At 63.7% G+C, this 22,850-nt stretch carries 23 protein-coding genes; 7 read left to right on the top strand and 16 right to left on the bottom strand.

Annotated elements, in window-relative coordinates:
* Nucleotides 1-2 precede the first annotated feature (2 nt).
* Together HAP48_RS25630 and HAP48_RS25635 are read right to left on the bottom strand one after the other, a co-directional pair.
* A complete protein-coding gene (locus HAP48_RS25630; RefSeq protein ID WP_166209071.1) occupies nucleotides 3-329 on the bottom strand; it encodes a thiamine pyrophosphate-dependent enzyme in 327 nt (108 codons plus the stop codon).
* On the bottom strand, nucleotides 329-889 hold the full coding sequence (locus HAP48_RS25635) for a thiamine pyrophosphate-binding protein (RefSeq protein ID WP_166209068.1): 561 nt from the start codon (nucleotides 887-889) through the stop codon (nucleotides 329-331). The genes HAP48_RS25630 and HAP48_RS25635 overlap by 1 nt, the downstream gene beginning before the upstream one ends.
* 360 nt (nucleotides 890-1,249) lie before the next feature.
* On the opposite strand from HAP48_RS25635, the gene HAP48_RS25640 reads away from it, so the two are divergent.
* Both HAP48_RS25640 and HAP48_RS25645 read left to right on the top strand, forming a co-directional pair.
* The gene (locus HAP48_RS25640) at nucleotides 1,250-2,977 is read left to right on the top strand and encodes a cache domain-containing protein (protein ID WP_166209064.1); all 1,728 of its coding nucleotides are present in this window, start codon (nucleotides 1,250-1,252) and stop codon (nucleotides 2,975-2,977) included.
* 166 nt (nucleotides 2,978-3,143) lie between these two features.
* Nucleotides 3,144-4,097 (top strand): ABC transporter substrate-binding protein, encoded by a 954-nt coding sequence (locus HAP48_RS25645; protein ID WP_166216012.1) that lies wholly within the window; start codon nucleotides 3,144-3,146, stop codon nucleotides 4,095-4,097.
* A 52-nt stretch (nucleotides 4,098-4,149) separates the two neighbouring features.
* On the opposite strand, the gene HAP48_RS25650 is transcribed toward HAP48_RS25645, so the two are convergent.
* The 4 genes from HAP48_RS25650 to HAP48_RS25665 form a co-directional block, all read right to left on the bottom strand.
* Nucleotides 4,150-6,000: a class I SAM-dependent methyltransferase gene (locus HAP48_RS25650; protein ID WP_224496582.1), complete on the bottom strand. Its 1,851-nt coding sequence runs from the start codon at nucleotides 5,998-6,000 to the stop codon at nucleotides 4,150-4,152.
* A 204-nt stretch (nucleotides 6,001-6,204) separates the two neighbouring features.
* Complete coding sequence (locus tag HAP48_RS25655; protein ID WP_166209061.1) at nucleotides 6,205-7,479, bottom strand: cytochrome P450; 1,275 nt, start codon at nucleotides 7,477-7,479, stop codon at nucleotides 6,205-6,207.
* 30 nt (nucleotides 7,480-7,509) lie between these two features.
* The gene (locus HAP48_RS25660) at nucleotides 7,510-8,781 is read right to left on the bottom strand and encodes a cytochrome P450 (protein WP_166209058.1); all 1,272 of its coding nucleotides are present in this window, start codon (nucleotides 8,779-8,781) and stop codon (nucleotides 7,510-7,512) included.
* 243 nt (nucleotides 8,782-9,024) lie between these two features.
* Nucleotides 9,025-9,384, bottom strand: a complete 360-nt coding sequence (locus HAP48_RS25665) for a hypothetical protein (protein WP_166209055.1) — start codon at nucleotides 9,382-9,384, stop codon at nucleotides 9,025-9,027.
* A 277-nt stretch (nucleotides 9,385-9,661) separates the two neighbouring features.
* Between HAP48_RS25665 and HAP48_RS25670 the strand changes: the two genes are divergently transcribed.
* Genes HAP48_RS25670 through HAP48_RS25680 form a run of 3 tightly spaced genes read left to right on the top strand, consistent with a single transcriptional unit; the run spans nucleotide 9,662 to nucleotide 12,207 of the window.
* Nucleotides 9,662-10,807, top strand: coding sequence for a DUF898 family protein (locus tag HAP48_RS25670; protein WP_175612404.1), 1,146 nt, complete (start codon nucleotides 9,662-9,664; stop codon nucleotides 10,805-10,807).
* A 4-nt stretch (nucleotides 10,808-10,811) separates the two neighbouring features.
* On the top strand, nucleotides 10,812-11,930 hold the full coding sequence (locus HAP48_RS25675) for a M48 family metallopeptidase (protein ID WP_166209048.1): 1,119 nt from the start codon (nucleotides 10,812-10,814) through the stop codon (nucleotides 11,928-11,930).
* 31 nt (nucleotides 11,931-11,961) lie between these two features.
* On the top strand, nucleotides 11,962-12,207 hold the full coding sequence (locus tag HAP48_RS25680; RefSeq protein ID WP_166209044.1) for a hypothetical protein: 246 nt from the start codon (nucleotides 11,962-11,964) through the stop codon (nucleotides 12,205-12,207).
* A gap of 14 nt (nucleotides 12,208-12,221) precedes the next feature.
* Here the strand turns inward: HAP48_RS25680 and HAP48_RS25685 are convergent, their stop codons facing one another.
* Nucleotides 12,222-13,370, bottom strand: a complete 1,149-nt coding sequence (locus tag HAP48_RS25685; RefSeq protein ID WP_166209039.1) for an ABC transporter substrate-binding protein — start codon at nucleotides 13,368-13,370, stop codon at nucleotides 12,222-12,224.
* 380 nt (nucleotides 13,371-13,750) lie between these two features.
* Between HAP48_RS25685 and HAP48_RS25690 the strand changes: the two genes are divergently transcribed.
* Entirely contained in the window at nucleotides 13,751-13,963 is a 213-nt protein-coding gene (locus tag HAP48_RS25690) for a hypothetical protein (protein WP_166209036.1), read from the top strand.
* Between the two features lie 86 nt (nucleotides 13,964-14,049).
* On the opposite strand, the gene HAP48_RS50125 is transcribed toward HAP48_RS25690, so the two are convergent.
* The 3 genes from HAP48_RS50125 to HAP48_RS25710 form a co-directional block, all read right to left on the bottom strand.
* A complete protein-coding gene (locus HAP48_RS50125) occupies nucleotides 14,050-15,174 on the bottom strand; it encodes a calcium-binding protein (RefSeq protein WP_166209033.1) in 1,125 nt (374 codons plus the stop codon).
* Nucleotides 15,175-15,468: 294 nt separating this feature from the next.
* A complete protein-coding gene (locus HAP48_RS25705) occupies nucleotides 15,469-15,930 on the bottom strand; it encodes a GNAT family N-acetyltransferase (RefSeq protein WP_166209030.1) in 462 nt (153 codons plus the stop codon).
* A gap of 225 nt (nucleotides 15,931-16,155) precedes the next feature.
* Nucleotides 16,156-16,479, bottom strand: a complete 324-nt coding sequence (locus HAP48_RS25710; RefSeq protein ID WP_166209027.1) for a hypothetical protein — start codon at nucleotides 16,477-16,479, stop codon at nucleotides 16,156-16,158.
* Nucleotides 16,480-16,781: 302 nt separating this feature from the next.
* Between HAP48_RS25710 and HAP48_RS25715 the strand changes: the two genes are divergently transcribed.
* Entirely contained in the window at nucleotides 16,782-17,000 is a 219-nt protein-coding gene (locus tag HAP48_RS25715; protein WP_166209024.1) for a hypothetical protein, read from the top strand.
* 90 nt (nucleotides 17,001-17,090) lie between these two features.
* Here the strand turns inward: HAP48_RS25715 and HAP48_RS25720 are convergent, their stop codons facing one another.
* From HAP48_RS25720 to HAP48_RS25745, 6 genes are all read right to left on the bottom strand, one after another.
* Complete coding sequence (locus tag HAP48_RS25720; protein ID WP_175612296.1) at nucleotides 17,091-17,354, bottom strand: hypothetical protein; 264 nt, start codon at nucleotides 17,352-17,354, stop codon at nucleotides 17,091-17,093.
* Between the two features lie 141 nt (nucleotides 17,355-17,495).
* On the bottom strand, nucleotides 17,496-18,497 hold the full coding sequence (locus HAP48_RS25725; RefSeq protein ID WP_166209021.1) for an ABC transporter substrate-binding protein: 1,002 nt from the start codon (nucleotides 18,495-18,497) through the stop codon (nucleotides 17,496-17,498).
* A 69-nt stretch (nucleotides 18,498-18,566) separates the two neighbouring features.
* Nucleotides 18,567-19,562, bottom strand: a complete 996-nt coding sequence (locus tag HAP48_RS25730) for a LysR family transcriptional regulator (RefSeq protein WP_166209018.1) — start codon at nucleotides 19,560-19,562, stop codon at nucleotides 18,567-18,569.
* 87 nt (nucleotides 19,563-19,649) lie between these two features.
* Complete coding sequence (locus HAP48_RS25735; RefSeq protein WP_166209015.1) at nucleotides 19,650-20,678, bottom strand: MerR family transcriptional regulator; 1,029 nt, start codon at nucleotides 20,676-20,678, stop codon at nucleotides 19,650-19,652.
* A 499-nt stretch (nucleotides 20,679-21,177) separates the two neighbouring features.
* The gene (locus HAP48_RS25740) at nucleotides 21,178-21,978 is read right to left on the bottom strand and encodes a DUF2927 domain-containing protein (protein ID WP_166209012.1); all 801 of its coding nucleotides are present in this window, start codon (nucleotides 21,976-21,978) and stop codon (nucleotides 21,178-21,180) included.
* 107 nt (nucleotides 21,979-22,085) lie between these two features.
* The gene (locus tag HAP48_RS25745; RefSeq protein ID WP_175612295.1) at nucleotides 22,086-22,655 is read right to left on the bottom strand and encodes a L,D-transpeptidase; all 570 of its coding nucleotides are present in this window, start codon (nucleotides 22,653-22,655) and stop codon (nucleotides 22,086-22,088) included.
* Between the last annotated feature and the right edge of the window lie 195 nt (nucleotides 22,656-22,850).

A 22,850-nucleotide genomic window follows, 5' to 3' on the forward strand; every position in this document is an offset into this window, starting at 1 on the left:
CATCACGTCACCGCGAAGCCGAGATGGCCGCGAAAGCGGTTCTTCAGATACGGACCGTCGCGCGGCGGCAGCGCGCGCTCGACCTCGCCGGAGCCGTCGCCGGTGATAACGAGCACCGGGCGATTCGGCTGCGCCAGCGCGAGGCCGAGCCCGACCATCGCGGCGCCGCCCATCGCGCCCCAGAGATAGAAATTGCCGGGGTGCTCGCCGGCATCGAACACATCATAGGACGAGGAGCCGAGCCCGGAGATCACGAGCAGGTCGCCCCGCTTAGTGAGCAGCGCCTTCACGGCGGCGCGGCGATCGAGAGTGCCTGTTGGGGCTGACATCAGTGCGTCTCCTTGGTCCACTTCTTGCGGCCGATCATCCGCTGCGCGATCAGCACCGCGACCTGCTGGTCGCCGTCATAGGCGAGCGAGGCGGCGGCCGAGACCACTTCCTCGGCATCGTCAGGGTTGTCCAGCCGCAGCACGGTGGTGCCCATGATCTCGAACGCCTGCGGCGTCGCCCGGCCCATCGGGATCTGCCAGGGATTGAACTCGGCCCATTCGCCGCGCATCGTCACCAGGGTCAGCAGCGGGAAGCGGCAGCTCGCCATCAGCGACAGCATGTTGATGCAATTGCCGACGCCGCTCGATTGCATCAGCAGCACCGCGCGGTCGCCGCCGAGCCAGGCACCGGCGGACAGCGCCACGCCCTCTTCCTCGGTCGTCAGCACGGTGGTCTTGATGTCGGCATCCGCATGCGACAGCTTGATCAGCTTAGAATGTCCGGCATCGGGAACATAAGACACCTGCGCCACGCCAAAATCCTTCAGCGTGCGGTAGATCGCAACCGGCCAGTCGGTGCTGGTCGCGTTGTCCTGGTGAACGGCAATCTGGTCCATCATGGCCTCGGCGCTAGCGTTTTCGAGCGAACCGGGTACCGGTTCGCGAAGAAAAACGCGTCAGTACAAGGGGCGCGCATGGGCGCGGCCTCACGTCACAGGCTTTAGGCCAGATGGGGGCTATATTCTCTTCGCATCTGCTTTGCGCAGCTATGCCAGAATTGTATAGCCGCCAAGCGAGCGGGGAAGCGGACGGAGCGTCTTTTGGCCGGATCGGCGGACAGCCCTCATTGCAGCCAAAAAAGCGGCTCCCTATCTTCAGAATGCAAAATGGCGGCCGCCGCCGGGCCGCAGTGCAAGCTTAGTTTCAAGGCTTCACTTTCGTCATATTGATAGACCCGTCGCATTTTCAGGTATCGGGGCATGATTGTCCGAGATCGCTTTCGCGGCCTCTTCCCAAAGTACTTTCTCGTGCTCTTCCTGGCCGTCGCGTTTCCGATTGCGATCAACGGCAGCATTGAGGCCTGGTTCGGTTACCGCGATCAGCGCGCAAGGCTGGACCAACTGCTTGGCGTGCAGGCGACGTCCGCTGCCGCCGAAATTCACAACTTCATCTCCGATATTTCAGTCCAGCTTGGCTGGCTGGTCCAGCTGCCATGGACCGACGAGGCGGATGAAGAGCGGCGGACCGATGCCTTGCGTCTGTTTCGCCAAGCGCCCGCCATTGTCAGCGTGACTCTCATCGACAACAATGGCCTGGAGCGTCTCTACGTCTCGCGGGTTGGCCTTAATCGAATTGAAAGCCGTAAAGATCGGTCGACGGATCCTGCGGTGATCGGCGCCCACGCGAGGCAGGTTTGGTTCAGCGATGTCAGCTATCACAGGGGCTCGGAACCCTATTTGACGGTTGCTTTGGTGGGTAACCGAACCGCGGTCGGCGCAGCCATCGCCGAAGTCAATCTCAAGCTGATCTGGGATGTCGTTTCGGCGATCAAGGTGGGAGAGACCGGCCTCGCCTTTGTCCTGGACCGTCAGGGTCGCCTGATTGCCCATCCCGACATCAGCCTCGTCCTCCGTGGGATGGAAGAGAGAACCTCACAGCCATTTCGCACCATACGCGACGCGATCGGCCCGGGAGCAGGCTTTGCAACGAGCCGGGACGCGCAGGGACGTCAGGTTGCTGCCAGCGCGGCCCCTGTGGCGGGGCCCGACTGGACCGTTGTGGTGGCACAGCCGCTCTCTGAAGCCTACGCGCCGATCTATGCCGCCCTGCGGCGGACCGCAGTGCTTCTCGCAGGCAGCACCCTGTTTGCAGGGCTGCTGGCCTATGCATTTGCGCACCGGATGACGGAGCCGATCAAGTTGCTCGAGGAGGGGACGGAACGGATCGGCGCCGGATCGTTTGAGCACCGCATTTCCATCCAGACCGGGGACGAGTTTCAGCGTCTTGCAAACAGCTTCAACAGGATGGCCGCTGAACTCGCGCTCGCACAGCAGCACCAGGAGCGTATCGCAAAGCTCAAGCGGTTTCTCGCGCCTCAGGTCGCGGATCTCGTCGATCGAGCCGGCGACGACAGCGTACTGGATGGCCGCCGCACCGACGTCGTCGTTGTGTTCTGCGATTTGCGTGGGTTCACCGCGTTTTCCGCCGGCGTCACCCCCGAGGCAGTCATGAGCGTGCTGTCCGAATACTATGAGGTGCTGGGCCGGGTCATCGCGCAGTTCGAAGCAACGCTCATCAGCTTCTCCGGAGATGGATTGATGGTGCTGGTGAATGCACCCGTTCCGGTCGAGCAGCCGGCACTAAGAGCCGTCGACCTTGCGATCGAAATGCAGAAGCGCGTGCAAGGCCTGATCGCCGACTGGCGATCGCGAGGCTACCATGTCGGCTTCGGCGTCGGTCTCGCCAGCGGATCGGCGACCGTTGGTCGGATCGGGTACGAGGACCGGCTCGACTACACGGCGATCGGCAGCGTGGTCAATCTGGCGGCCCGCCTGTGCGCATCTGCCGCAGACCGGGAAATCCTGGTCGACGCCGGGATCGCCGCAAGCGTGCGGGGCAAGCGCGCTGTGCAGGAGATCGGGAATCAACAAATCAAGGGCTTCGATGAGGCCGTTCCGGTCTCCGGAATTTCCTTCGATGTGCCCTAGCTGATGTCGGCTCGCGGGTGCTCGGCGCAATCCGTTGGCGACTGGCTGAGCCCCCTGAGATATGCTTCGATCGACGACGAGCAGCGAGTTCGTGAGCATGAGATGCGTTGACGCTGGAGCAGCAACGTTGCGCGGACGTGCCAGACGGCGCGATGTCCTCTCGTTGATGGCCGCCGCCGTGACCTGGGCGACATCATCGCATGCGCAGAAATCGTCCATGCCGGTCATCGGCTATCTTTGCCCGGAATCGCCTGATCTGTTTGGCAGTCGGCTGAAAGCATTTCACCAGGGACTTGCCGAAGTCGGCTTCGCGGAGGGCCGCAACGTTGCAATCGAATATCGATGGGCCAACGGGCAGTATGCTCGCTTGCCCGCTCTGGCCGCCGAGCTGGTCGCACGCAATGTGGATGTGCTGGTCGCCCCCGGCGGCGCCCCGGTCGCACTTGCCGCCAAAGCGACCGGCACCACCACGACCATCGTCTTCGAGATGGGCGGCGACCCGGTCCAGTTGGGCGTGGTGGACAGCCTGTCGCGGCCGGGAGGCAATATCACGGGAGTCTCGAGCCTGAGCGTCGACGTGTCGCCGAAGCGGCTTGAGTTGATGCGCGAGCTGCTGCCGGCGGCCGCCACATTGGGGGTCGTCACCAACCCGACAAGTCCAACCGCCGGTTCACAAGTGCAGAGGCTGCGCTCCGCCGCCGAAACCCTGGGGGTTCAGCTGCAGATCTTGAGTGCAAGCAAGGAAGATGAATTTGAATCGCTGTTCTCTGCCGTGGCGAAGGAGCAGGCAAACGGACTCGTATTCACCTCCGATCCCTATTTCGCATTTCGTAGCCAGCGACTGGCCGATCTCGCGACGAAGTATGGCGTGCCCGCCATCACGCAGACCCGCGACTTCCCCATAGCTGGAGGGTTGATGAGCTATGGTGGTGATTTCGTGCAGTCGCATCGGCGCGCGGGCATCTATGCCGGCCGCGTTCTGAAGGGCGAGAAGCCTGCCGATCTTCCGGTGCAACTGGTGACCAAGGTCGAGTTCGTGATCAACCTGAAGACCGCCAAGCTGCTTGGCCGCGAGTTCTCTGCTTCAGTTGTCAGCGGCGCGGATGAGGTGATCGAGTAAGCCGCTGGCGCACGAACTGAGCGTGCGGTCCGCTGGAGGCATCGCGTGCGCTTCATGATGGCGCCCTGAAGCTTCCGTGCACGTTCTTGCCCACCGTGAAGACATACATGTCCCAGAACGTCTCCGGATGCTCGATCTCGAAGCGGTGCCACTGATCGAGGCTGGCCTCGTCGGCCGTGCCCGGAAACTGCTTGCGAAACTTTTCCATCACCGTCGGATCGTCAAACGGTTCGAAGCCTTGGAACGACAGGCCATGATCGTGCAGGAATGCCGCGATCTCGGGGATCGTCAGGCGATGCTCCATGACGTTGAACAGCAGGTCGCGGCAGCCGCTCATGCTGTAGAAATCCTTGGCGCCGATCAGCGGCTTCCACTGTTCGGCTTCGCGGAAGATGTCCTGGCGGCACCTTCTGATGTCCTCGGCGGTGGCGCGATAGCCGCGCGCGGCGATGCGGGCGCGGGCCTCCACGATCACGCGGCGCGCCAGATTGCTGTAGAGCCCGATGCGCATCGTGCCGCCCGGCCGCAGCAGCGGGACCAGCACCCGCCAGCCGGGCATCGGCTCGGCAAGATGGTGCAGCACACCGACCGACTCGATGCTGTCGAAGGTACGATCGATCGAGCCCAATTCCAGAATATCCGCCTGCGCATATTCGATGTTGCGCAGGCCAAGCTCCCGCGTCTTGCGGCGCGCATAGGCGAGGCTGGTCATGCTGATGTCGACCGCGAGCAGACGGGCGTTCGGATAGACCTGCGCGATCTGGATCGCGTGCGAGCCGGTGCCGCAGCCTGCGATCAGGATATCAAGCTTGGCTTGCCGCTCTTCCGTCAGGGCAATCTTTCCCCGCGCCTGATCCGCGACGAAGGCCGTCAGCGGGTTGACGGTCCAGCGCGGATAGGGATTTTCCTCGTACTGGCGCATGACCTCGACGGAGACACTGTTCTTGATCGGAGTGAGCGCCGTGATGGCGTTACGCTCGGCCATTTCCTCAAGCGGTTCGCGCAGCTGCATCCGCAACAGGCCGGTGACGGCCGCAGGCCAATCCCGGTGCAGCAGCGCGTCCGCCGTTGGCAGCGCATGCAGCGGGAAGGAGGCCGCAACCACCGCCAGCACGAGCGGCGTGATGGCGGCCCCGGACGCCAGGTCCTGCAGCAGCCGGTCGCGCAGGGCGCTCGCACCTTCGGCGTCCGCCTCAGTCCGTCCATAGACATATCCGTTGATAAAACATTGCCCGGCGAGCGCGCACGCAAAGGCGACGATATCGTCGTCCTCCGAGCCTTGATTGCCGGCGAGCCGCAGCAGCTCGGCGCGCGCATATCCCAGCAGCACCTCGATCGGTATGCTTGCCAGCGTCGTCGTCTCCATCGCACAGCGCAGGAAGAGGTCGCTCGCAAGCGGCGCGACGCCTTCGGTGCCGAACAATTCGACGTTCGTTACCGGCAGCGGCCACTTGACGTCAATCCGCCCGAGATGGCTGGTAATGACAGGGCTCTGGAGGATGAGGCTGCCGGCCTTCGCGTCCATGCCGAGTGCAAGCGCTTTGCTAAAATGCGTCGCCGCTTTGGCGCGATTGCCCAGTGCCTGGTACGAATAGCCGGCGTTGTAATGGCAGGCGGCGTTCACCTCGTCCGCAGCGATCGCTTTCACGAACATCTTCACCGCGGCGCGGTGGTCGCCGGAGGCCTGCGCCATCAGGCCGAGAAGATTCAGGCTCTGCACATGGGCGGGCTCGCGGGCAAGAATTTGCCGGCAGATCTCCTGCGCTTCGCTGAGGCGGCCCATCCCGTAGAAGCGGCTTGCTTCGGCAGCGAGGTCAGCCGCGGAGCCGAAGCCAGGGGCGTTAGGCCGCTTTGCGGACTCGTCGCGTCGCTTGTTGGCCGCACGCCGTTCTTTTCGGTTCATCTTCCGTCAACTGGCCCAGACTGCTAACGTCGCCGAACGGGGCGGCGCATCCATGCCCGGCAGACATAGGGCGGATCAGGTTTGCAGCCAAGGATGATTTGGAGTGTTTTTGAGCGAAGCGGGGACCGCATCGCGTTGAAGAGATCATGTCAAGACGAAAGTCTTAAGCTCCGTTCCGGTTCGATCGGGTCGGAGCTCCAGCGCTCAGCCCGGAATGCGCACCGGCAGGTTCTCGATGCCGCGCACGAAGCTGGAATAGACCCGCTTCGGCTCGCCGACCACCTCGATGCGGTCGAAGCGCTTCAGCATCTCCTGCCAGACGATCTTGAGCTGCAGCTCGGCGAGCCGCATGCCGACGCAGCGGTGGATGCCGAAGCCGAACGACAGATGGATGCGCGGCCGCGCCCGATCGATGATGAACTCGTCGGGACGGTCGATCACCTCGTCGTCGCGGTTGCCGGAGACGTACCACATCACGACGCGGTCGCCCTTTTGGATCGTCTTGCCGCCGATCTCGGTGTCGACCAGCGCGGTGCGCCGCATATGCGCGAGCGGCGTCTGCCAGCGGATCACTTCCGGCACCATGGTGTCGATCAGACCGGGGTTCTCCTTGAGCTTTTGGAACTGGTCGGGATGCTCGTGCAGCGCCAGCACCGAGCCGCTCATGGTGTTGCGCGTGGTGTCGTTGCCGCCGACGATCAGCAGGATGATGTTGCCCATCAGATTGTCGGGGTCCATGTGCCGGGTGGCGTCGCTATGCGCCATCATCGACAGCAGGTCGTTCTTCGGCGGCGCGTTGACGCGCTCGTTCCAGAGCCTTGAGAAATAGGCGTAGCACTCGTCCATCTCCTCCCGCCGCTGTTCCGGCGAGTTGACGACGCCGCTCTTCGGCAGCGCGGTGGAGACGTCGGACCAGCGCGTCAGCTTGCGCCGTTCCTCCCAGGGGAAGTCGAACAGCGTCGCCAGCATCTGGGTGGTCAATTCGATCGAGACGCGCTCGACGAAATTGAAGGTCTCGTTGCGCGGCAGATTGTCGAGCACGCTGGCCGAGCGATGGCGGATCAGCTTTGCCAGCTCGTCGAGATGATCAGGGGTGAACATCGGCGACACGGTCTTGCGCTGATGGGCGTGCTTGGGCTGGTCCATCGCGATGAAGCTCGGATAGTCGTAGCCGGGCGGCACGTCGCGGATCGAGATGCCGCCGAGCGTGGAATCCGAAGAGAAGATGCCGTGGCTGGTGTCGACATGCATGATGTCGTTGTACTTCACCACCGACCAGTACGGCTCGATCGGCGAATTGGTGCAGTAATGCACCGGCTCTTCCTTGCGCAGCCGCTCGAACCACGGCCACAGCGTGTCGTTCTGGAACAGCTTTGGCGCGCCGGGGTGAAAATCCCTGAGCGGCGTCGCATAGGCTTCCTCGCGGGCCTGGCGCTCTAGCTCGACCCGGTCGGCACGGATGGCGGTCTGGACGTTCATGGTTCTTGATCCCGGTTGGCTCGCGAGGCGTCAGGCGGCAATCCGCACCGGCAGCGTCTCGTAGCCCTTGATGAAGCTGGAATACACCCGCAGCGGCTCCTCCACCACCTCGATCGTGTCGAAGCGCTTCAGGATTTCCTCCCAGATGATCTTGAGCTGCAGCTCGGCGAGCCGCAGGCCGACGCAGCGGTGGATGCCGAAGCCGAAGGAGATGTGGGTGCGCGGCCGGGCGCGGTCGATCAGGAACTCGTAGGGCTTCTCGATCGCCTCCTCGTCGCGGTTGCCCGAGACGTACCACATCACGACCTTGTCGCCCTTCTTGATCCGGCGTCCGCGGAATTCGTAGTCGGCGAGCGCGGTGCGCCGCATATGGGCAAGCGGCGTCTGCCAGCGGATCACCTCCGGAACGAAACTGTCGATCAATGCCGGGTTCTCGCGCAGTTTGCGGTACTGCTCCGGATGCTTGCTCAGCGCATAGATGCTGCCGGACAGCGTGTTGCGCGTGGTGTCGTTGCCACCGACGATCAGAAGGATCAGATTGCCGAGGAAATTCTTCGGGTCCATGTTCCGCGTGGCGTCGCTGTGCGCCATCATCGAAAGCAAGTCGCTCTTCGGCGGCTGGTCAGCTCGCTCCTTCCAGAGCCTTGCGAAATAGCTCGCGCACTCCATCAGCTCGGCCTGCCGCTCGTCTTCGGTGGCGACGAGGCCGCCGGCGCCGGGCAGGGTGGTGGCGACGTCGGACCAGCGCGTCAGCTTGCGGCGGTCCTCCCAGGGGAAGTCGAACAGCACCGCGAGCATCTGCGTGGTCAATTCGATCGAGACCTTGTCGACCCAGTCGAACACCTCGCCGCGCGGCAAATTGTCGAGGCATTCGGTCGAGCGCTTGCGGATGTTGAGCGCAAGCTCGTCAAGGTGGGTCGGCGTGAACATCGGCGCCACGGTCTTGCGCTGCGCGGAATGGCGCGGCTGATCCATCGCGATGAAGCTTTCGCGGCGCAGGTCCGGCGGCACGTCGCGGATGGTGATGCCGCCGAGCGAGGCGGCCGAGGAGAACATCGCGTGGTTGGTCTCGATGTCCATGATGTCGTTGTAGCGGGTGATCGACCAGTACGGACCGAACATCGAGTCCTTGCAGTAATGCACGGGGTCCTCGCGGCGCAGCCGGTCGAAATACGGCCAGAACGTATCGGTCTTGAACAGCTCGGGATCGCCGGGGTCATAGTCGGCAAGGGGAAGTGCATTGGCGCGTTCGCGTGCGGCGTCCAAATTCACGTCTTTGACGAGATCGGCAGTCCCGTGCATGAGCGGCTCCTCAACCGTTTCGCAGCCGGGGCGTCGCCGGCGCGTCATGTTTTACCGAATTACATTCTCATTCCTGAATTTGCGCAAGGGCTCTCAACACGCCTTTGGCCGCATTGTTGTCAGGCCAAAGCGGCCGAATCCGGGCCTTTCTCGCAGGCCGGGGGCAGGGGCGTCGAGCGGGTCTGTTTGAAACGGCATTTGATTCGGCTGGGCGCATGCGAACAATGCGGGTGGAGAGGGCGCTTATTGGCTGGCGGGTTTTTCACAGGGGAAGGTGTCCTGCAGGCCCCACAGCAGCAGGGAAGCGACTGCCATGTCGCCTTTCGCGGCCCGCTTGTCGGCGGACTTCAGCATGATCTCTTCGGTCTGCTCAGTGCTTAGTGCGAGGTTGTCGGGCATGCAGAACAGCATTTGGCCGCCATGCCGTTTCAGCCAGGCGTTGGAAGCCATCATGCCGCCCCGCGCGCCGTCCAGGTACATATGATTGAAGATGCGAAAGTTCTCGTTCGCTGGATTGCGATAGGACTCCAGGCGCACGTCGGCGGCAGCGACGGGAGCTGCCGTGAGGGCCAAAAAGCATGCCGACAATATCCACTTGTTCATCGCCAGGTTTCCTCAGCTTTGCGGCGGTGTCTATACTAGCCGTTCTGTCGGTTTATCTCTGGCGGGGGTTCGAGGCGAGCGGGGCTCGCCCATAAGGGTTGGAAGCAGCAAAGGCTCGCCGTTTCCGGCGATCCCGTTAAGGTAAAGCCAACCGCCCACCGCCAAAAACATCCCCACGCTCTCGACCTTGTGTGAAACCTGGATCACACTCGCAGCGACAAACCTGTGGTTTTGATACGCAGAGATTGTCCCGCCCTGGAGCTATCCCGTGAACGACATGAGCTGGACCCCGCTGGGGCCGCCGCAGCCGCCGCCGGTCCCGCCGCCGATGCCGGTGGGGTTTTCAGGCAAGCGGCAGGAGTTCTTCCGCCTGGTCGCGCGCGGCGCCGGGCTCGAGCTCGCCACGGTCGGCTTCTACCGGTTCTGGCTCACCACCGACATCCGCCGTCACCTCTGGTCGAACACCCAGATCGACGGCGATGCGCCGGAATATACCGGCCGCGCCAAGGAGCTGCTGATCGGTTTCCTGATCGCGCTCGCGATCCTGGTGCCGATCTATCTCGGCTACTTCCTGATCGGCATCGAGGCGGAGCATCTGCGGGCCTTCGCCTCGCTGCCGCTGGTCGCCTTCTTCTATCTGTTCGGCCAGTTCGCGATCTATCGTGCGCGGCGTTACCGGCTGACCCGCACGGTGTGGCGCGGCGTCCGCTTCTGGATGAGCGGCTCGGGCTGGATCTATGCGCTGAAAGCCTCGCTATGGGGCCTGCTGGTCGTGATCACGCTCGGCCTCGCGCTGCCATGGCGCGAGGCGGCGCTCGAACGCTACAAGATGCGGCATTCCTATTACGGCGATCTGCGGGGTTCCTTCGAAGGCCGCGGTTGGGATTTCTTCAAGCAGGGCTGGTGGCTCTGGCTGCTGACGCCGTTCGCGCTGTACATGACGATCTTCGCGCCGTTCATCTATGCCGCGTTCAAGGCGATCGAGTGGCGCTGGTGGCTGTCGGGCATCCGCTTCGGCAAGGTCAGGCTGGAATCCACCATGCGTCGCAGCGCGCTGATCGGGCTGTACTGGAAGGTGATCGGCTGGGCCATGCTGCTCGGCACGCTGTTCTTTGCCTATCTCGTGCTGTGCGCCTTGCTGGTCGCCAGCATGGACGGCTCCTCGATCGAGACCTTCTTCAAGACCGAGGCGTTCGCCAAGAGCATTCCGCTGATCACTCTCGCCGGCGTCGGTTATCTTGCCTTCGTGCTGGCGATGAATGTGGTGATGCGCGTCTACCTGATGCGCGATCTCTGGGTCCGGGTGCTGTCGTCGACCATCGTGCACAACATCGAGGCGGCGGCCAACGTCACCGCGCGCGGCGAACTCGCCAATGCGCTCGGCGAAGGCTTTGCCGACGGCCTCGACGTCGCGGGCTTCTAGCGACATGGAGACCGATTCCGGCCAGACCAACCCCGCGGCGACGCCTGCACAAGGCGGCGTCTTCTTCGACGGCGCATCGAGCCGGAGGCGTCAGGTCGCGCTCAAACTGTCCGATGCGCTGGAGATCAGGGAGGACGGCAAGCTGCTCGCGCGCTGGGCCTATGCCGACATCCGCCGCGCCGACAGCCCGTCCGGCCTGTTGCGGCTGAGCTGCCTCACCGCACCACAATTGGCGCGGCTCGAGATCCGCGACGCGCAGCTGATCGCCGCGCTCGTCGCGCGCTGCGACACGCTCGAGGAGGGGCAGCCGAACGGCAAGGGCGTCGCCGCGATCGTCGGCTGGTCGCTCGCGGCCGCGGTGTCGATCGTGCTGGTGGTGCTGTTCGGCGTGCCGCTCGCCGCCGACCGGCTGACGCCGCTGGTGCCGGATTCTTTCGAACGCCGCCTCGGCGATGTCGCGGAGGCGCAGGTCAAGGTGCTGTTCGACGGCAAGCCGTGCAGCGACGCGGCGGGACAAGCGGCATTCGAGAAGCTCGTCGGCAAATTGCGGGAGACCGCAGGCCTCGACAATTCGGTGCAGTCGGGCGTGCTGGCGACGCCGGTGCCGAACGCCTTCGCGCTGCCGGGCGGCAAGGTCTTTCTGTCCAAGGGGCTGCTGGAGAAGGCCGAGAACCCGGACGAGATCGCCGGCGTTTTGGCGCATGAGCTCGGCCATCTCCGCCATCGCGACAGCATGCGCGAGCTGATCCACAATGGCGGCACCTCGTTCCTGATCGGGCTATTGTTCGGCGACATCACCGGCTCCGGCGCGCTGATCTTCGCCTCGCGCTCGCTGGTGACGTCATCCTATTCGCGCGACGCCGAAACCAATGCCGACAGCTTCGCGATCGAGACCATGCACCGGCTCGGCCGTCCGGCGAAGCCGATGGGCGAATTGATGTTCCGCGTCACCGGCAAGGAAGGTGGCAAGGGGATTTCGATCGTCTCCAGCCATCCGCTGACCGAGGACCGTCTCGCGCGCATGAGCAAGGCGGACGCCGGCAGTCCGGCGAAAGGCCAGCCGCTGTTGTCGCTTGCCGAATGGCAGGCGCTCAAGGGCATCTGCGGACCGGGCAAGGTGTGAAGGGTTTCTTGTCGTTTGCTGGAGCACTCTCATGCAGCATGACGGCAACTACTGGTTTCCCGCCAAGCGATACGGCTGGGGCTGGGGGCCTCCGAACTGCTGGCAAGGTTGGGCAATTGTCGTGGGCTTTGTCGCTTTGCTTGCGGTCGGGGCCGCAACGATACAGCGGCACTCTCACGTCGGCTTCGTTGCCTATGTCGTTGTGCTGAGCGTCCTCCTCACCGGCGTGTGCTGGTGGAAGGGCGAGCCGCCGCGATGGCGATGGGGCGGCGACTAGCCAATTTCGCGCGCCTACTTCACCAGCCGGAACTTGCCGCCCTCGACCTTGATCAGGAACGCCGACCGCTCGTCATAGCCATTGTGGTCGGTCGGGCTCATGGTCGAGAGGCCGTTGTTCAGATAGACGTCCTTGCCGCGCTCCAGCTCGTCGCGCAGCGCGGCGCGGAATTCCGGTGTGCCCGGTTTCGCCGATTTCAGCGCGTTCGCCGCCGCCCGCTTGAACAGCGTGACGGCGTCCCACAGATGCGCGCCAAAAATGTTCGGCTTCTGCCCGTTGGCCTTCTCGTAGGACGACACGAATTCGTCGCGCGCCTGGCGGAACGGATCGTTCGCCGGCAGATCGTCGGCGATGGTGAAGGCCTCGCCGGTGAAGATCGCGCCATCGACATTGGCGCCGCCGAGCTTGATGAATTCCTCCGACGCCACGCCGTGGGTCTGGAATATCTTGCCGGCATAGCCGCGGCTGCGCAGCGCCTCCTGCGGCAGCACGGCGGGCGTGCCGGCGGATGCGATGAACACCGCCTCCGGATTGGTCGCGATCACCTTCAGCGCCTGGCCCATCGCGCTGGTGTCGGCGCGCGCATAGACCTCATGGGTCGTGACGGTGAGGCCGAGCGTCGGCGCCAGCCGCGACACCTCCTTGTAATAGCCTTCGCCATAGCCGTCGGAGACGCCGATATAGCCGAGCGTCTTGATGCCGGACTTCGCGATGTATTTCAGGATCGCCGCCGCCATCAGATCGTCGTTGGGCACCACCTTGAACGCCCAGCGGCGGCGGTCGTCCATCGGCTGCACGATCGCGGTCGCCGCGGCGAGCGAGATGATCGGCGTCTTGGATTCCACGGCGACGTCGAGCATCGGCATGGTCACCGGCGTCAGCGAGGAGCCGATCAGGATGTCGACGCCGTCCTGGATGACGAGACGCCGCGCATTCTGCGTGCCCTTGGTCGGATCGGACTCGTCGTCGAGCGCGATATAGGTCACCTTCTCGCCGCCGATCTCCTTCGGCAGCGCGGCGATGGTGCGCATCTGCGGCTGGCCGAGCGCCGAGCCCGGTCCTGACGCGGACACCACGACGCCGACCTTGATGTCCGCATGTGCGTCCGGCGCCATCAGGATCGCGCCCGCGAGTACCCAGAGTCCAGCCATGGCCAGCTTCATTGCAAATCCTCCCAGCAAGTTCTTCTTATGCGCGGCCGATGATAGCCGACCGCCGTCCGGTTCCGCATCATACTGATTCCGCCCGATACGTCTGTCCCCCTGATTGGGGACATCCGGGCACGGTATCAACGGAGCGGGCGGCAGGCGTCGGGGTCACCGATCTCCTCGTGAACTTCGCGTTTACCATTCACTTAAAGGCCGCGCGAACCAGTTTCCCTAATCGGGCGGCAACGACCTGCTGCTATTGAAGGAGAGGAAAAGGGAGTACGAGCGATGTCCAGCATTGTTCGGATCCTCGTCTTGATCGCATCTGCGTATGCGGGATCCGTGTTGACCGAAATGCAGTTTGACGGCGCGGTCGCCGCAAGCGGTCCACGTCTATGATTCAGCACCATCCGATCGCGCCCGAGCACGCGCGCGCCATCTGCGAAGAGATCGGCTGGAGACTGCGCCATGCGCTTCGCGGCGACTACGCCGATTTGCCGCCAAGGCTGCGCGAGCTCGTGGACCAGCTCGCCCAGCAGGAGTGCGACGCGCCGTCGCTGGTGCCCACGATGGACGACATGACGAGACCGCTGGTTGCTGCCGCCTAGGCTTATAACCTGCGGACGGTGCTTGCGACGTCGGCACAAGGCGCGCGGATAAGGTACCGCTTCGCGCGCCTCGCGCCGAATCCGCATCAGCTCACGATGGAGAAATTTGCCGCCGTGACCGTGTTCGCCGTAGCGCCATTCAGCCATACCGCGGTGTCGGCGTCGACCTGAACCACGAAATAGGCCCCGTTCTGATACGAGTGCGACAGCACGTCGGCAAAGGACGTGAAACCGGAGCCGTTCAATTGCACGACGTCCAGGCTCGGCGTCCAGTCCTGCACGACCTGCACTCCGGGCACGTCGTTGACAACGAAGGTGTCGTTGCCCAATCCGGTGCCCGGCCCGCCGCCATCGCCGCCAAAATAATAGTTCACGCCGGTGCCGCCATCGAAGTAGTCGTTGCCGGCGCCGCCGATTAGGACATCGACACCATCGCCGCCAAACATCACGTCGTTGCCGGCGCCGCCGTACAGATAGTCGTTGCCGCCATAGCCGTATTCGACGTCATCTCCGGCGTCGCCGATCATGATGTCGTTGACGAATGATCCGACGAACACATCGTTGCCGTCACCGCCATATGCCGTTCCGCCACCGGACGACATGTATAGGTAATCATTGCCGCCGCCGCCCTCCAGCAAATCCACCCCTGCGTCACCGACGAGCGTGTCCGCGGCTGCGCCGCCGAGGATGGTGTCGTTACCGGCCCCTCCGTACATGTAGTCGCCATACAGCCCATATGGCCCGCTGACGAACAGAAGATCCGCGCCCTCTCCCCCGTAGAAGACGTCCTGGCCGCCGGCATAATTCACGGTTGTGACCAGCTCGAGTGTGTCGTTGCCGTCGCCCCCATAAAGGTACGAGCCCGCAGTCGTGTTTAGTCCGTCAATGGCCTGGACGTAATCGTTGCCTGCGCCACCATCTGCATAGGCAGACCCGTGCTCCGAGGGCGACGCCCCGATGTTTAGCAAGGTATCATTGCCGTCACCCCCGTAGGCCCTGGCGGTCGACGAGATTTGGTCATTGCCGTTCCCGCCATAGGCGGTGGCTGTTAACCCGGAAAGCGTGTCATTTCCCTCGCCGCCATAGATAACCGGATGGGAAATCGGTCCGTAGACCGCGGTCAGGCTGTCGTTGCCATCAAGCCCATAGTAGACGTCGTCGGAAGATGACGAATATGTATCGTCACTGTTGGTCCCAACGTAAGTGGTCATCAAAATTCTCCATTGCACCAAGGACGCGCTTGGGGGAACTCTTGAAGAGCAAGCCAACCGCTTCGAGTATCACTCCAGGTATTCCGCCGGCCAAAACCCAAATGGGCTAAGACTTTCGGGATTTCGTCAAGGCTGGTGACAGTCCTATGGCCAAATGATGCTGCGGCCCGCGTTCAGGCCGAAGCCAAATCGCTCACAGAAACATTGAGAAACAACATGGATCCGCCGCCTGAACTAGGACGACAGGAGGCCGGGAGTGCCGCTTGCTGCGTCACGTGTCGGCCTTGACCGCACCTACGAACCGCCTTGCAGCGATCGCTCCATGATGATGGTCCGCTCTTCACCGTGGTAGCTGTCGCGCACGGCCCTGTATCCGAGCTGCGCGTAGAAGGTCTCGGCGCTGATCGATGAGGGCACAGCCAGGCTGGGGATATTTCTCTCGCGTGCCGTGCGCTCGATCGCTTCCATCAGCAGCCTGCCGATGCCCCTCGCCTGAACGTCGGGGGATACGAACACCGTACGGACCACGTTTCCGTCGAGGCTTGCCGTTCCAACCACACGACCATCAATCACGGCAACAAAGACGGTGCGCTTGCCGATCAACTGCAGCACGGCGTCCGGACTGAAGCTGCGCTCGACCCGCTCGATGATCTCGCTTGCATAGTCCCTGGCATTGGTTTCGTGCAGTGCACGCAGGATGACCGCGCTGATGTCGCCGGCGTCGTCTTGGCGCGCCGGCCGGATCGTGCATTCCATCGGTCGCCTCCGCTCGCCCAACGGGCACATGATGATAGCAGGGACCCGCGTCCTCGTTCCAGCCGAGGCTCGACACACGATGCTGTCGACGAGCACTCACCAGGCCGACCAGCATTTGTTGCTGATTGTATCCTGGACGCAACCATGAGCGGCCAATTCAGGCGAGGTCCGTAGGTTCGGCTCAAACGACAGCGGCTAACAGGATTTCTGTCAGTTGAATGTGTGCTACCCTGCATCCCGGGATGGAATTGCCGTCCCGGCTTTTTGGGAGGACACGGCTATGAAACGCTCGTCGCTCTTCGTCACCAATTTCGCTGTCGCTATGTTGTCGATCGTGCCGCTAATATGCGCATCAAATGGCCCGGCGTGGTCGCAACCCACACCAGCCCCGGACAGCGCCATCAACCCACTGCCCAACATTTCGGTCGAGGCGCCGAGGCAGGTCGGCACGCAACACAGGCCGACGCAGCGCGCGGCGGCTCGCAGCACCTCATCTCCGCGTACAGCTTCGACCTCAGTGTTTTGCATCGGCGGTTGCATGACGAGCATGAAGTCAGGTGACCGCCCCTGGATCGGATGCTCCTGGTCTGCCGGCGCGTCCGCCTACACCGGGTGCCGAAACATCGGACCCGGCGGCATCCCCTTCAAGAGCTATACTCAGTGCACCGAAACCGGACTGAATAACGGTTGGAGAAGCGGTGAAGTCTCTGCGTATTGCACCAGCCTGGCTTTGAAGTGAGAAGACGCAAGGACAGCTTCACGGTGCACGCGGTGAGCTTGGCGTTCGCAGCGATAAATAGTGCGGGTTCCGAAGCCGACAAATCAATGCCAGCTCACAGGATAACACGCCCGTGAAGATCGCTTGGTTGATCATCGCGTTCTTCGGTTGGTGCGGCGTGATGTGGGTCAATGTGCGCGCGATCAAACAGGCCCGCGCCGCGGGTTACAGGCTTTGGAGCTTCGATCCAGGAGCCCGCCGCGCTGCATGGCGAGGCAAGAACCTTGTCCTCTTTTTTATTTGTATGGCCATCTCTGCCGCGTCAATTCTGGCAGGACTACTCTCGAAATGAGGCGGCATCTTTCGTCACGTCGCCATTTGATCAAAGCTGTCAGGCCGTCTCGGCTGTCCCGAGGCCGCAATCAAGACCATCCGAGTGCCCCTACACGTTCTTCGCGACCTTCCGCGTGCGCGTCGGTCCGGCGCCGGCGATCGGCGGCTTGATATTCCACACCGCGCGCACGCTGGCGAAGGCGTGGGCGATCACCGGCTCCTGGCGACGCGCGGCGAGGCAGGCAAAAGAGAGATCGCAGGTGAGCTTCACTTTGTCGACCACCACGAACTGATGCGGGCGTGCCATCCGCGGCGCCAGCACGCTGTCGCGCGCGAGGCTGAGGCAGAGGCCGGATTCGACGAAGTCGATCATCGCTTCTTCCTGATCGGTGTAGCCGATGCGCTTCGGCAACGGGCCGAGCGGGCGGAAGATGTCGTCGAGCAGCCGGACGGGTGCTCGGCGGCCGTTCCTGAATGATGAGTATCCTGATCGGCGAACAACCCGCCGTTGGGTCTATTTTGTATCGGACGCATAGAGGTGTTCGATGAACCCCTCGTGTACCAGCTCTTCGATGAACGATGCATCCGCAATGTCGCTTTCCTTGAGAGAAACGGCGGCAGGATATTTGCGTGCGAGCACGTCTCGCACATTCTGCAAGTTACCCAGCAGCGGCTTCGGCACCTTCTGAAACACGGGCACGTGGTACGCGTACAAGTCCTCGGCGGCCTTTCGATCCGCGACGTTCAGATATCGCTGGAGCAAAGGCACGACGAGGTCGGGCTGCGTCTTGAATAAATGAATCGTCTCGACAAAGCCGCGCATGACTCGCCCCACAAGCTCGCGATTGGATGCGATCAGCCTGCGCGTGCTCGCAAAAATCGAGGGCGTGCCGAACTCATAGATGGGAAATGCGTTCCAACCATAGCGCGATGCACCGACAAAGCGCAGATCGACAGGAAGCGCCCCCGCATCGATCTCGCCGGCCGCAAGCGCCGCGAAGATGCGATCGAACCTGACCAGGGGCAGGTAGGTTGCGGTTGCGCCGGCCTTTTCGATGGTGATGCGCGTCGCGAGACTGGTTTGGCCTGTCTCCGACAGCACGCCTACCCTTCGTCCGGCCAACTGGCCAAGCTCGGTGATTTCTTTCCGGGTCATCACGAACTGGTTGGGAAACTCCGACGTCGGGGTGGCCAGGATCACGATATCGTTGCCCTTGAGCACCTCGTCGGCAACCGGAAGCACGCCGGTGTGCGCGAATTCGAAGTCGCCGCGGATCACGCCGGCGGCTGCCTGCGGGCCGCCGACGGCAATCGCTGGTACGCTGAGATCGATGCTATACTTCCTGAAGATGCCAGCTTCGGCTCCAAGCCATGCCGTGCTTTGCCACATCGCGAGCAGGCCGGTCGCAACGCGGACCTGTTGCGATGTCTCTGCCTCAACCGGGTGGACAGGGATCGCCGACGCAGCAGTTACACTTGCCACGAACTGCATGAAATCGCGTCGGTCAAGCGTCATTGAGCTCCCCCAATGCGGGGTCTATGCAACAGCTTGGTATCCGCAGCGGAACATCTGTCCGCGCCCCACTTACACGTTCTTCGCGACCTTCCGCGTGCGCGTCGGTCCGGCGCCGGCGATCGGCGGCTTGATATTCCACACCGCGCGCACGCTGGCGAAGGCGTGGGCGATCACCGGCTCCTGGCGACGCGCGGCGAGGCAGGCAAAAGAGAGATCGCAGGTGAGCTTCACTTTGTCGACCACCACGAACTGATGCGGGCGTGCCATCCGCGGCGCCAGCACGCTGTCGCGCGCGAGGCTGAGGCAGAGGCCGGATTCGACGAAGTCGATCATCGCTTCTTCCTGATCGGTGTAGCCGATGCGCTTCGGCAACGGGCCGAGCGGGCGGAAGATGTCGTCGAGCAGCCGGCGGTGGCCGGAATGCGGCGGTGTCGCGAGCCAGGGCAGCTCGGCGAGCTCGGCCCAGCCCTTGCCCATCACCCGCTCGCGCCAGGCGATCGGCGCGATCACCCGGTAGTCGTAGCTGAGCAGCGGGGCCAGCTGGTAGCGGCCGTCGGCGATGGTCCGTTCAGTGAAGCTGTGAAGGGCGAGCTGCTCCGGCGGCGTGGCGTCGACATAGTAGCCAACGTCGAGCTCGCCGCGGCCGACCTGCGCCAGCACGTCGTCGCTGACGCCATGGCGCAGAAATACTTCGGTGCGTTGCGAGGACATCGCAAGGCTGCGCACGAACGGTCCGAGCCGGGTGAATTCGGGGTCGAGGATGGTGCCGACGCGCAAGGTGCCGCGCTGCGCCTCGTTCAGCGAGTCCGCCGTCGCCTTGAAGTCGGATGCCGCCGCCACCGCCCGGTGCGCCAGCGGCAGCAGCGCGGCGCCGGCCTCGGTCAGCGTAAAACCGCCCGGTGTGCGGTTGAACAGCTGCAACCCGGTGCTTTCCTCCAGCGCCTTCAGTTGCAGGCTGACCGCGGGTTGGGTCAGTTTCAGCATTGATGCTGCGCGCGACACGGTGCCCTCACGGGCAACCGTGATGAAGCAACGCAAGGCCTGGGTACGGGGGAGGTCGGACATTGAGTGGGCTTATAGCACACTTTTTTCGGCGCGCATCGACCGGCATCGTGCACTATTATATTATCAGAATACAACCAAGACGAGAAATCAGGCCGGCCGCCACGCGATCATGCCTTCGGTCCGCGCGCGCACCTCCGGAGAGGCGAGGCAGGTCGCGACCGCTTCATAGCCCACCGCGCCGGGCACCGGCGTGACGCAGACCGGCACGCTGTGATTGGCGGGGCACAGGATGATCGCTTCATCGTCGCCGACCGCGTCGAGATCCAGGATCGCGCTGGAGCGCGTCAGGAAGAACAGCGGCCGCGCGTCCGGTCCGCGACGACGCAGCTGCGCGATCACCGCTTCCTGGCTTGCCGCATCGAGCCCGTGCTCGATCATGTCGATCACCAGGATCGCGTCGCCGTCGGCCTCGAGCTCTGCGAGCAGCGTGGTCAATGCCGGCGTCTGCACGGCGCCGTCAGCGAGATGAGCGGCAAGGCTTGCATCGACCCTGGCCTTGTTGGCGGGATCGACATCGAGACGCGCGCGAACCGCCGCGCCGCCATCGGCTGCGCGGTCCATGCCGACGAAGCTGGCGTTGGGCAGCGCTTCCGCAAGCCGCTGCGCGAGCCGCGTCTTGCCGCTGCCGAGCGGGCCGACGATGTAGTTCAGCGGCTTGACGTCGCGCAGCTCGAAGCGCTCGCCGCCCCAGGGCCACGGCAGATCGAACGCGACGGCGATCGCCGGTCGCGCCCCGACTGCGCCGATCATTTCGCGCGCCGCAGGCATCTTGCCACGGCCGAGGTCGGCACGCAGCGCCCGTACCCTGGCGATGCTGTCGCCGCATTGCCGGACACGCGCTTCGAGCGTGGCTTCGTGCGTAGCCAGCACGCGGTCGAGCACGGCGGCATCGCCGCTCAGGACCCGCGCCAGTTCACCGATGCCAAGGCCGAGCGCACGCAGCGCGACGATCTCGGCGCCGCGCGCCATCTCGGCCGGACCATAGGCGCGCCATCCCGCCGGCGTGCGGGAAGGCGCGATCAGGCCGCGCTCCTCATACAGGCGCAGCGCCTTGGCCGAGATGCCGAGCTGCCTCGCAGCTTCGGACGGACTGAGAAAACGGGCGGCAGCATTCATCGAATCACCTCGCATGGTCTGACCGCGTCTCTTATGGAGGCGGCCGCAGGGGCAAGGTCAAGCGGTGAGGGTGGTGATCCTCATGCGGATGACCAGTGAGGAGAGCACCTCGGACGCGACGCGCCGCGAGAATGCAAGCGCATATCCCGTCATCCCCGCGCAAAGGCTTCGCCTTTGTCGCTGGAGGTGCGAGCCTTGCGGCGCAATTGCGCGCTGGGCGAGCCTCGAAAGATGAAGGATGCACGGCCCCGCTGGTGGCCGTCGACCCTTCGAGACGCGCGCGATGCGCGCTCCTCAGGGGTGACGGGGGTAGCTGGCGCGTATTGCGCCAGAACGTTCTCAAGTCGTCCCTGCGAAAGCAGGGACCCATAACCACGAATGGCTATCGGTGAGCGGTGTTGGAACGACGGGTCTCTTCAACGACAACGGCCGCGGAGTATGGGTCCCTGCTTTCGCAGGGACGACAGCGGTGTGTGCGGAGGAATCGCGCTCAACTTCATCACTCCAGATGGTTCACCTTCGCCACCCAGGCGCGGACGTCGCTAAGCACGTCGGGCAGCACGGCCTTGACCTCCTGCACGGTCATGCCCGGCTTGATGCGGGGGTCGTAGAGCAGGTTGAGCAGATATTGGTCGTAGACGTCGAAATAGCCCATCGAGACGCTGTCGTTGAACATGGTCCACGGCACCGTCGCGGTATCGTTGATCGGGCCGAGCGACTGCAGCAGCTCCTCATAGGCGCAGTCGAGGAAGACGAAATCGCCGTTGTCGACGGTCAGGATCACGTCGGAATGCTCGATCTCGTAGTTCTCGTTCTTGCGGAAGCCGGACAGGCATTGCGGATCGAGCGAGGAGCGGATTTCCTTGGCGCGGTCCTGGCCGTAGAAGGTCGCGATGGTGCGGTAGAGCTCGCGGTCGCGCACCAGCTTGACCACGACATTGGCGGCGTCGCTGCTCTCGGTCATCGCGATGTCGAGATGCTGCACCTTGGCTCGGATGTCGGCCACGACCTTGGCGAGCTGGGCCTTGCGGTCGGCGCGGCTGCCGTCGGCGAACACGCGCACCGGGCTGTCGTATTTGCGGATGCGATCGACCCGTCCGGCGAGATGATATTCCGCGCCGAACGCGGTCTTCAGAAAACCTTCGACAATCTCGGCGTCGGAGAAGAGCTTTTTCTCGTTGCGCTGACGCACGACAACGGCCGGCACCTCGGCGCCGGCCGCGGGCACGGTGGCGTCAGTGAGGCAAGCGGCGAGCGCTGCGGCGAGAAGGAGCAGGATCGAAGGGCGGTGCTGGGGCATTCTGACGACGCTGCCGCAATGCTTGCGGCAGCGCAAGACGGGATCAAGGCGGCGGGATCAGCGATCCTGCCGGACGGCGGCGCCTGGTTCCGGTGAAACCGACGCGATCAGTTCTTCACCACGACGGTGGTGCCGACCGAGACCCGACCATAGAGGTCGGTGACGTCGTCATTGGTCATGCGGAAGCAGCCCGACGAGACCGCCTGGCCGATCGTCTCCGGCTCGTTCGAGCCGTGGATGCGGTAGAGCGTCGAACCGAGATACATCGCGCGCGCGCCGAGCGGATTCTCGATGCCGCCGTTCATGTGGCGCGGCAGATCGGGGCGGCGGCGCAGCATCTGCGACGGCGGCGTCCACGACGGCCATTCCTTCTTCGCCGAGATGCGGTGGACGCCGCCCCAGCGGAAGCCGTCGCGGCCGACGCCGATGCCGTAGCGCAGCGCCTGGCCGTTCGCCAGCACCAGATAGAGCCGGCGCTCGGCGGTATTTACGACGATGGTGCCCGGCGCGTAGTTGGTCGGGTAGTTGACGGTGGTGCGCGGGATCGGGCTTGCGCCGCCGCCGAAGAAGCTCGGTGGCTCGGACTGGTAGCCGCGGGAATCGAAGAACTGGGCCTGGGCCTGGCCGGCACCTGCCAGGATCGTGAGCGCGGCAAACATCAAGGCAATCGGGCGCATCGTCATCGTCCTCGCGAACAATCAAATATGCAGCCAGAGAGGCCACAATCGTCGGCGTTTCGCAAGCGACGAAGCCGTGACACCAGCCATTTTCCGACAACACGGTTTAAAAAGGCAACAGATCGGAAGCGATACCTGCATTGTCCGGCCAAGCCTTTGACGAAGCGGATGAAGAATGGTTGATCTGGATCAACC

Origin of the sequence: Bradyrhizobium septentrionale (genome assembly GCF_011516645.4) — a bacterium.
GTDB lineage: Bacteria > Pseudomonadota > Alphaproteobacteria > Rhizobiales > Xanthobacteraceae > Bradyrhizobium > Bradyrhizobium septentrionale.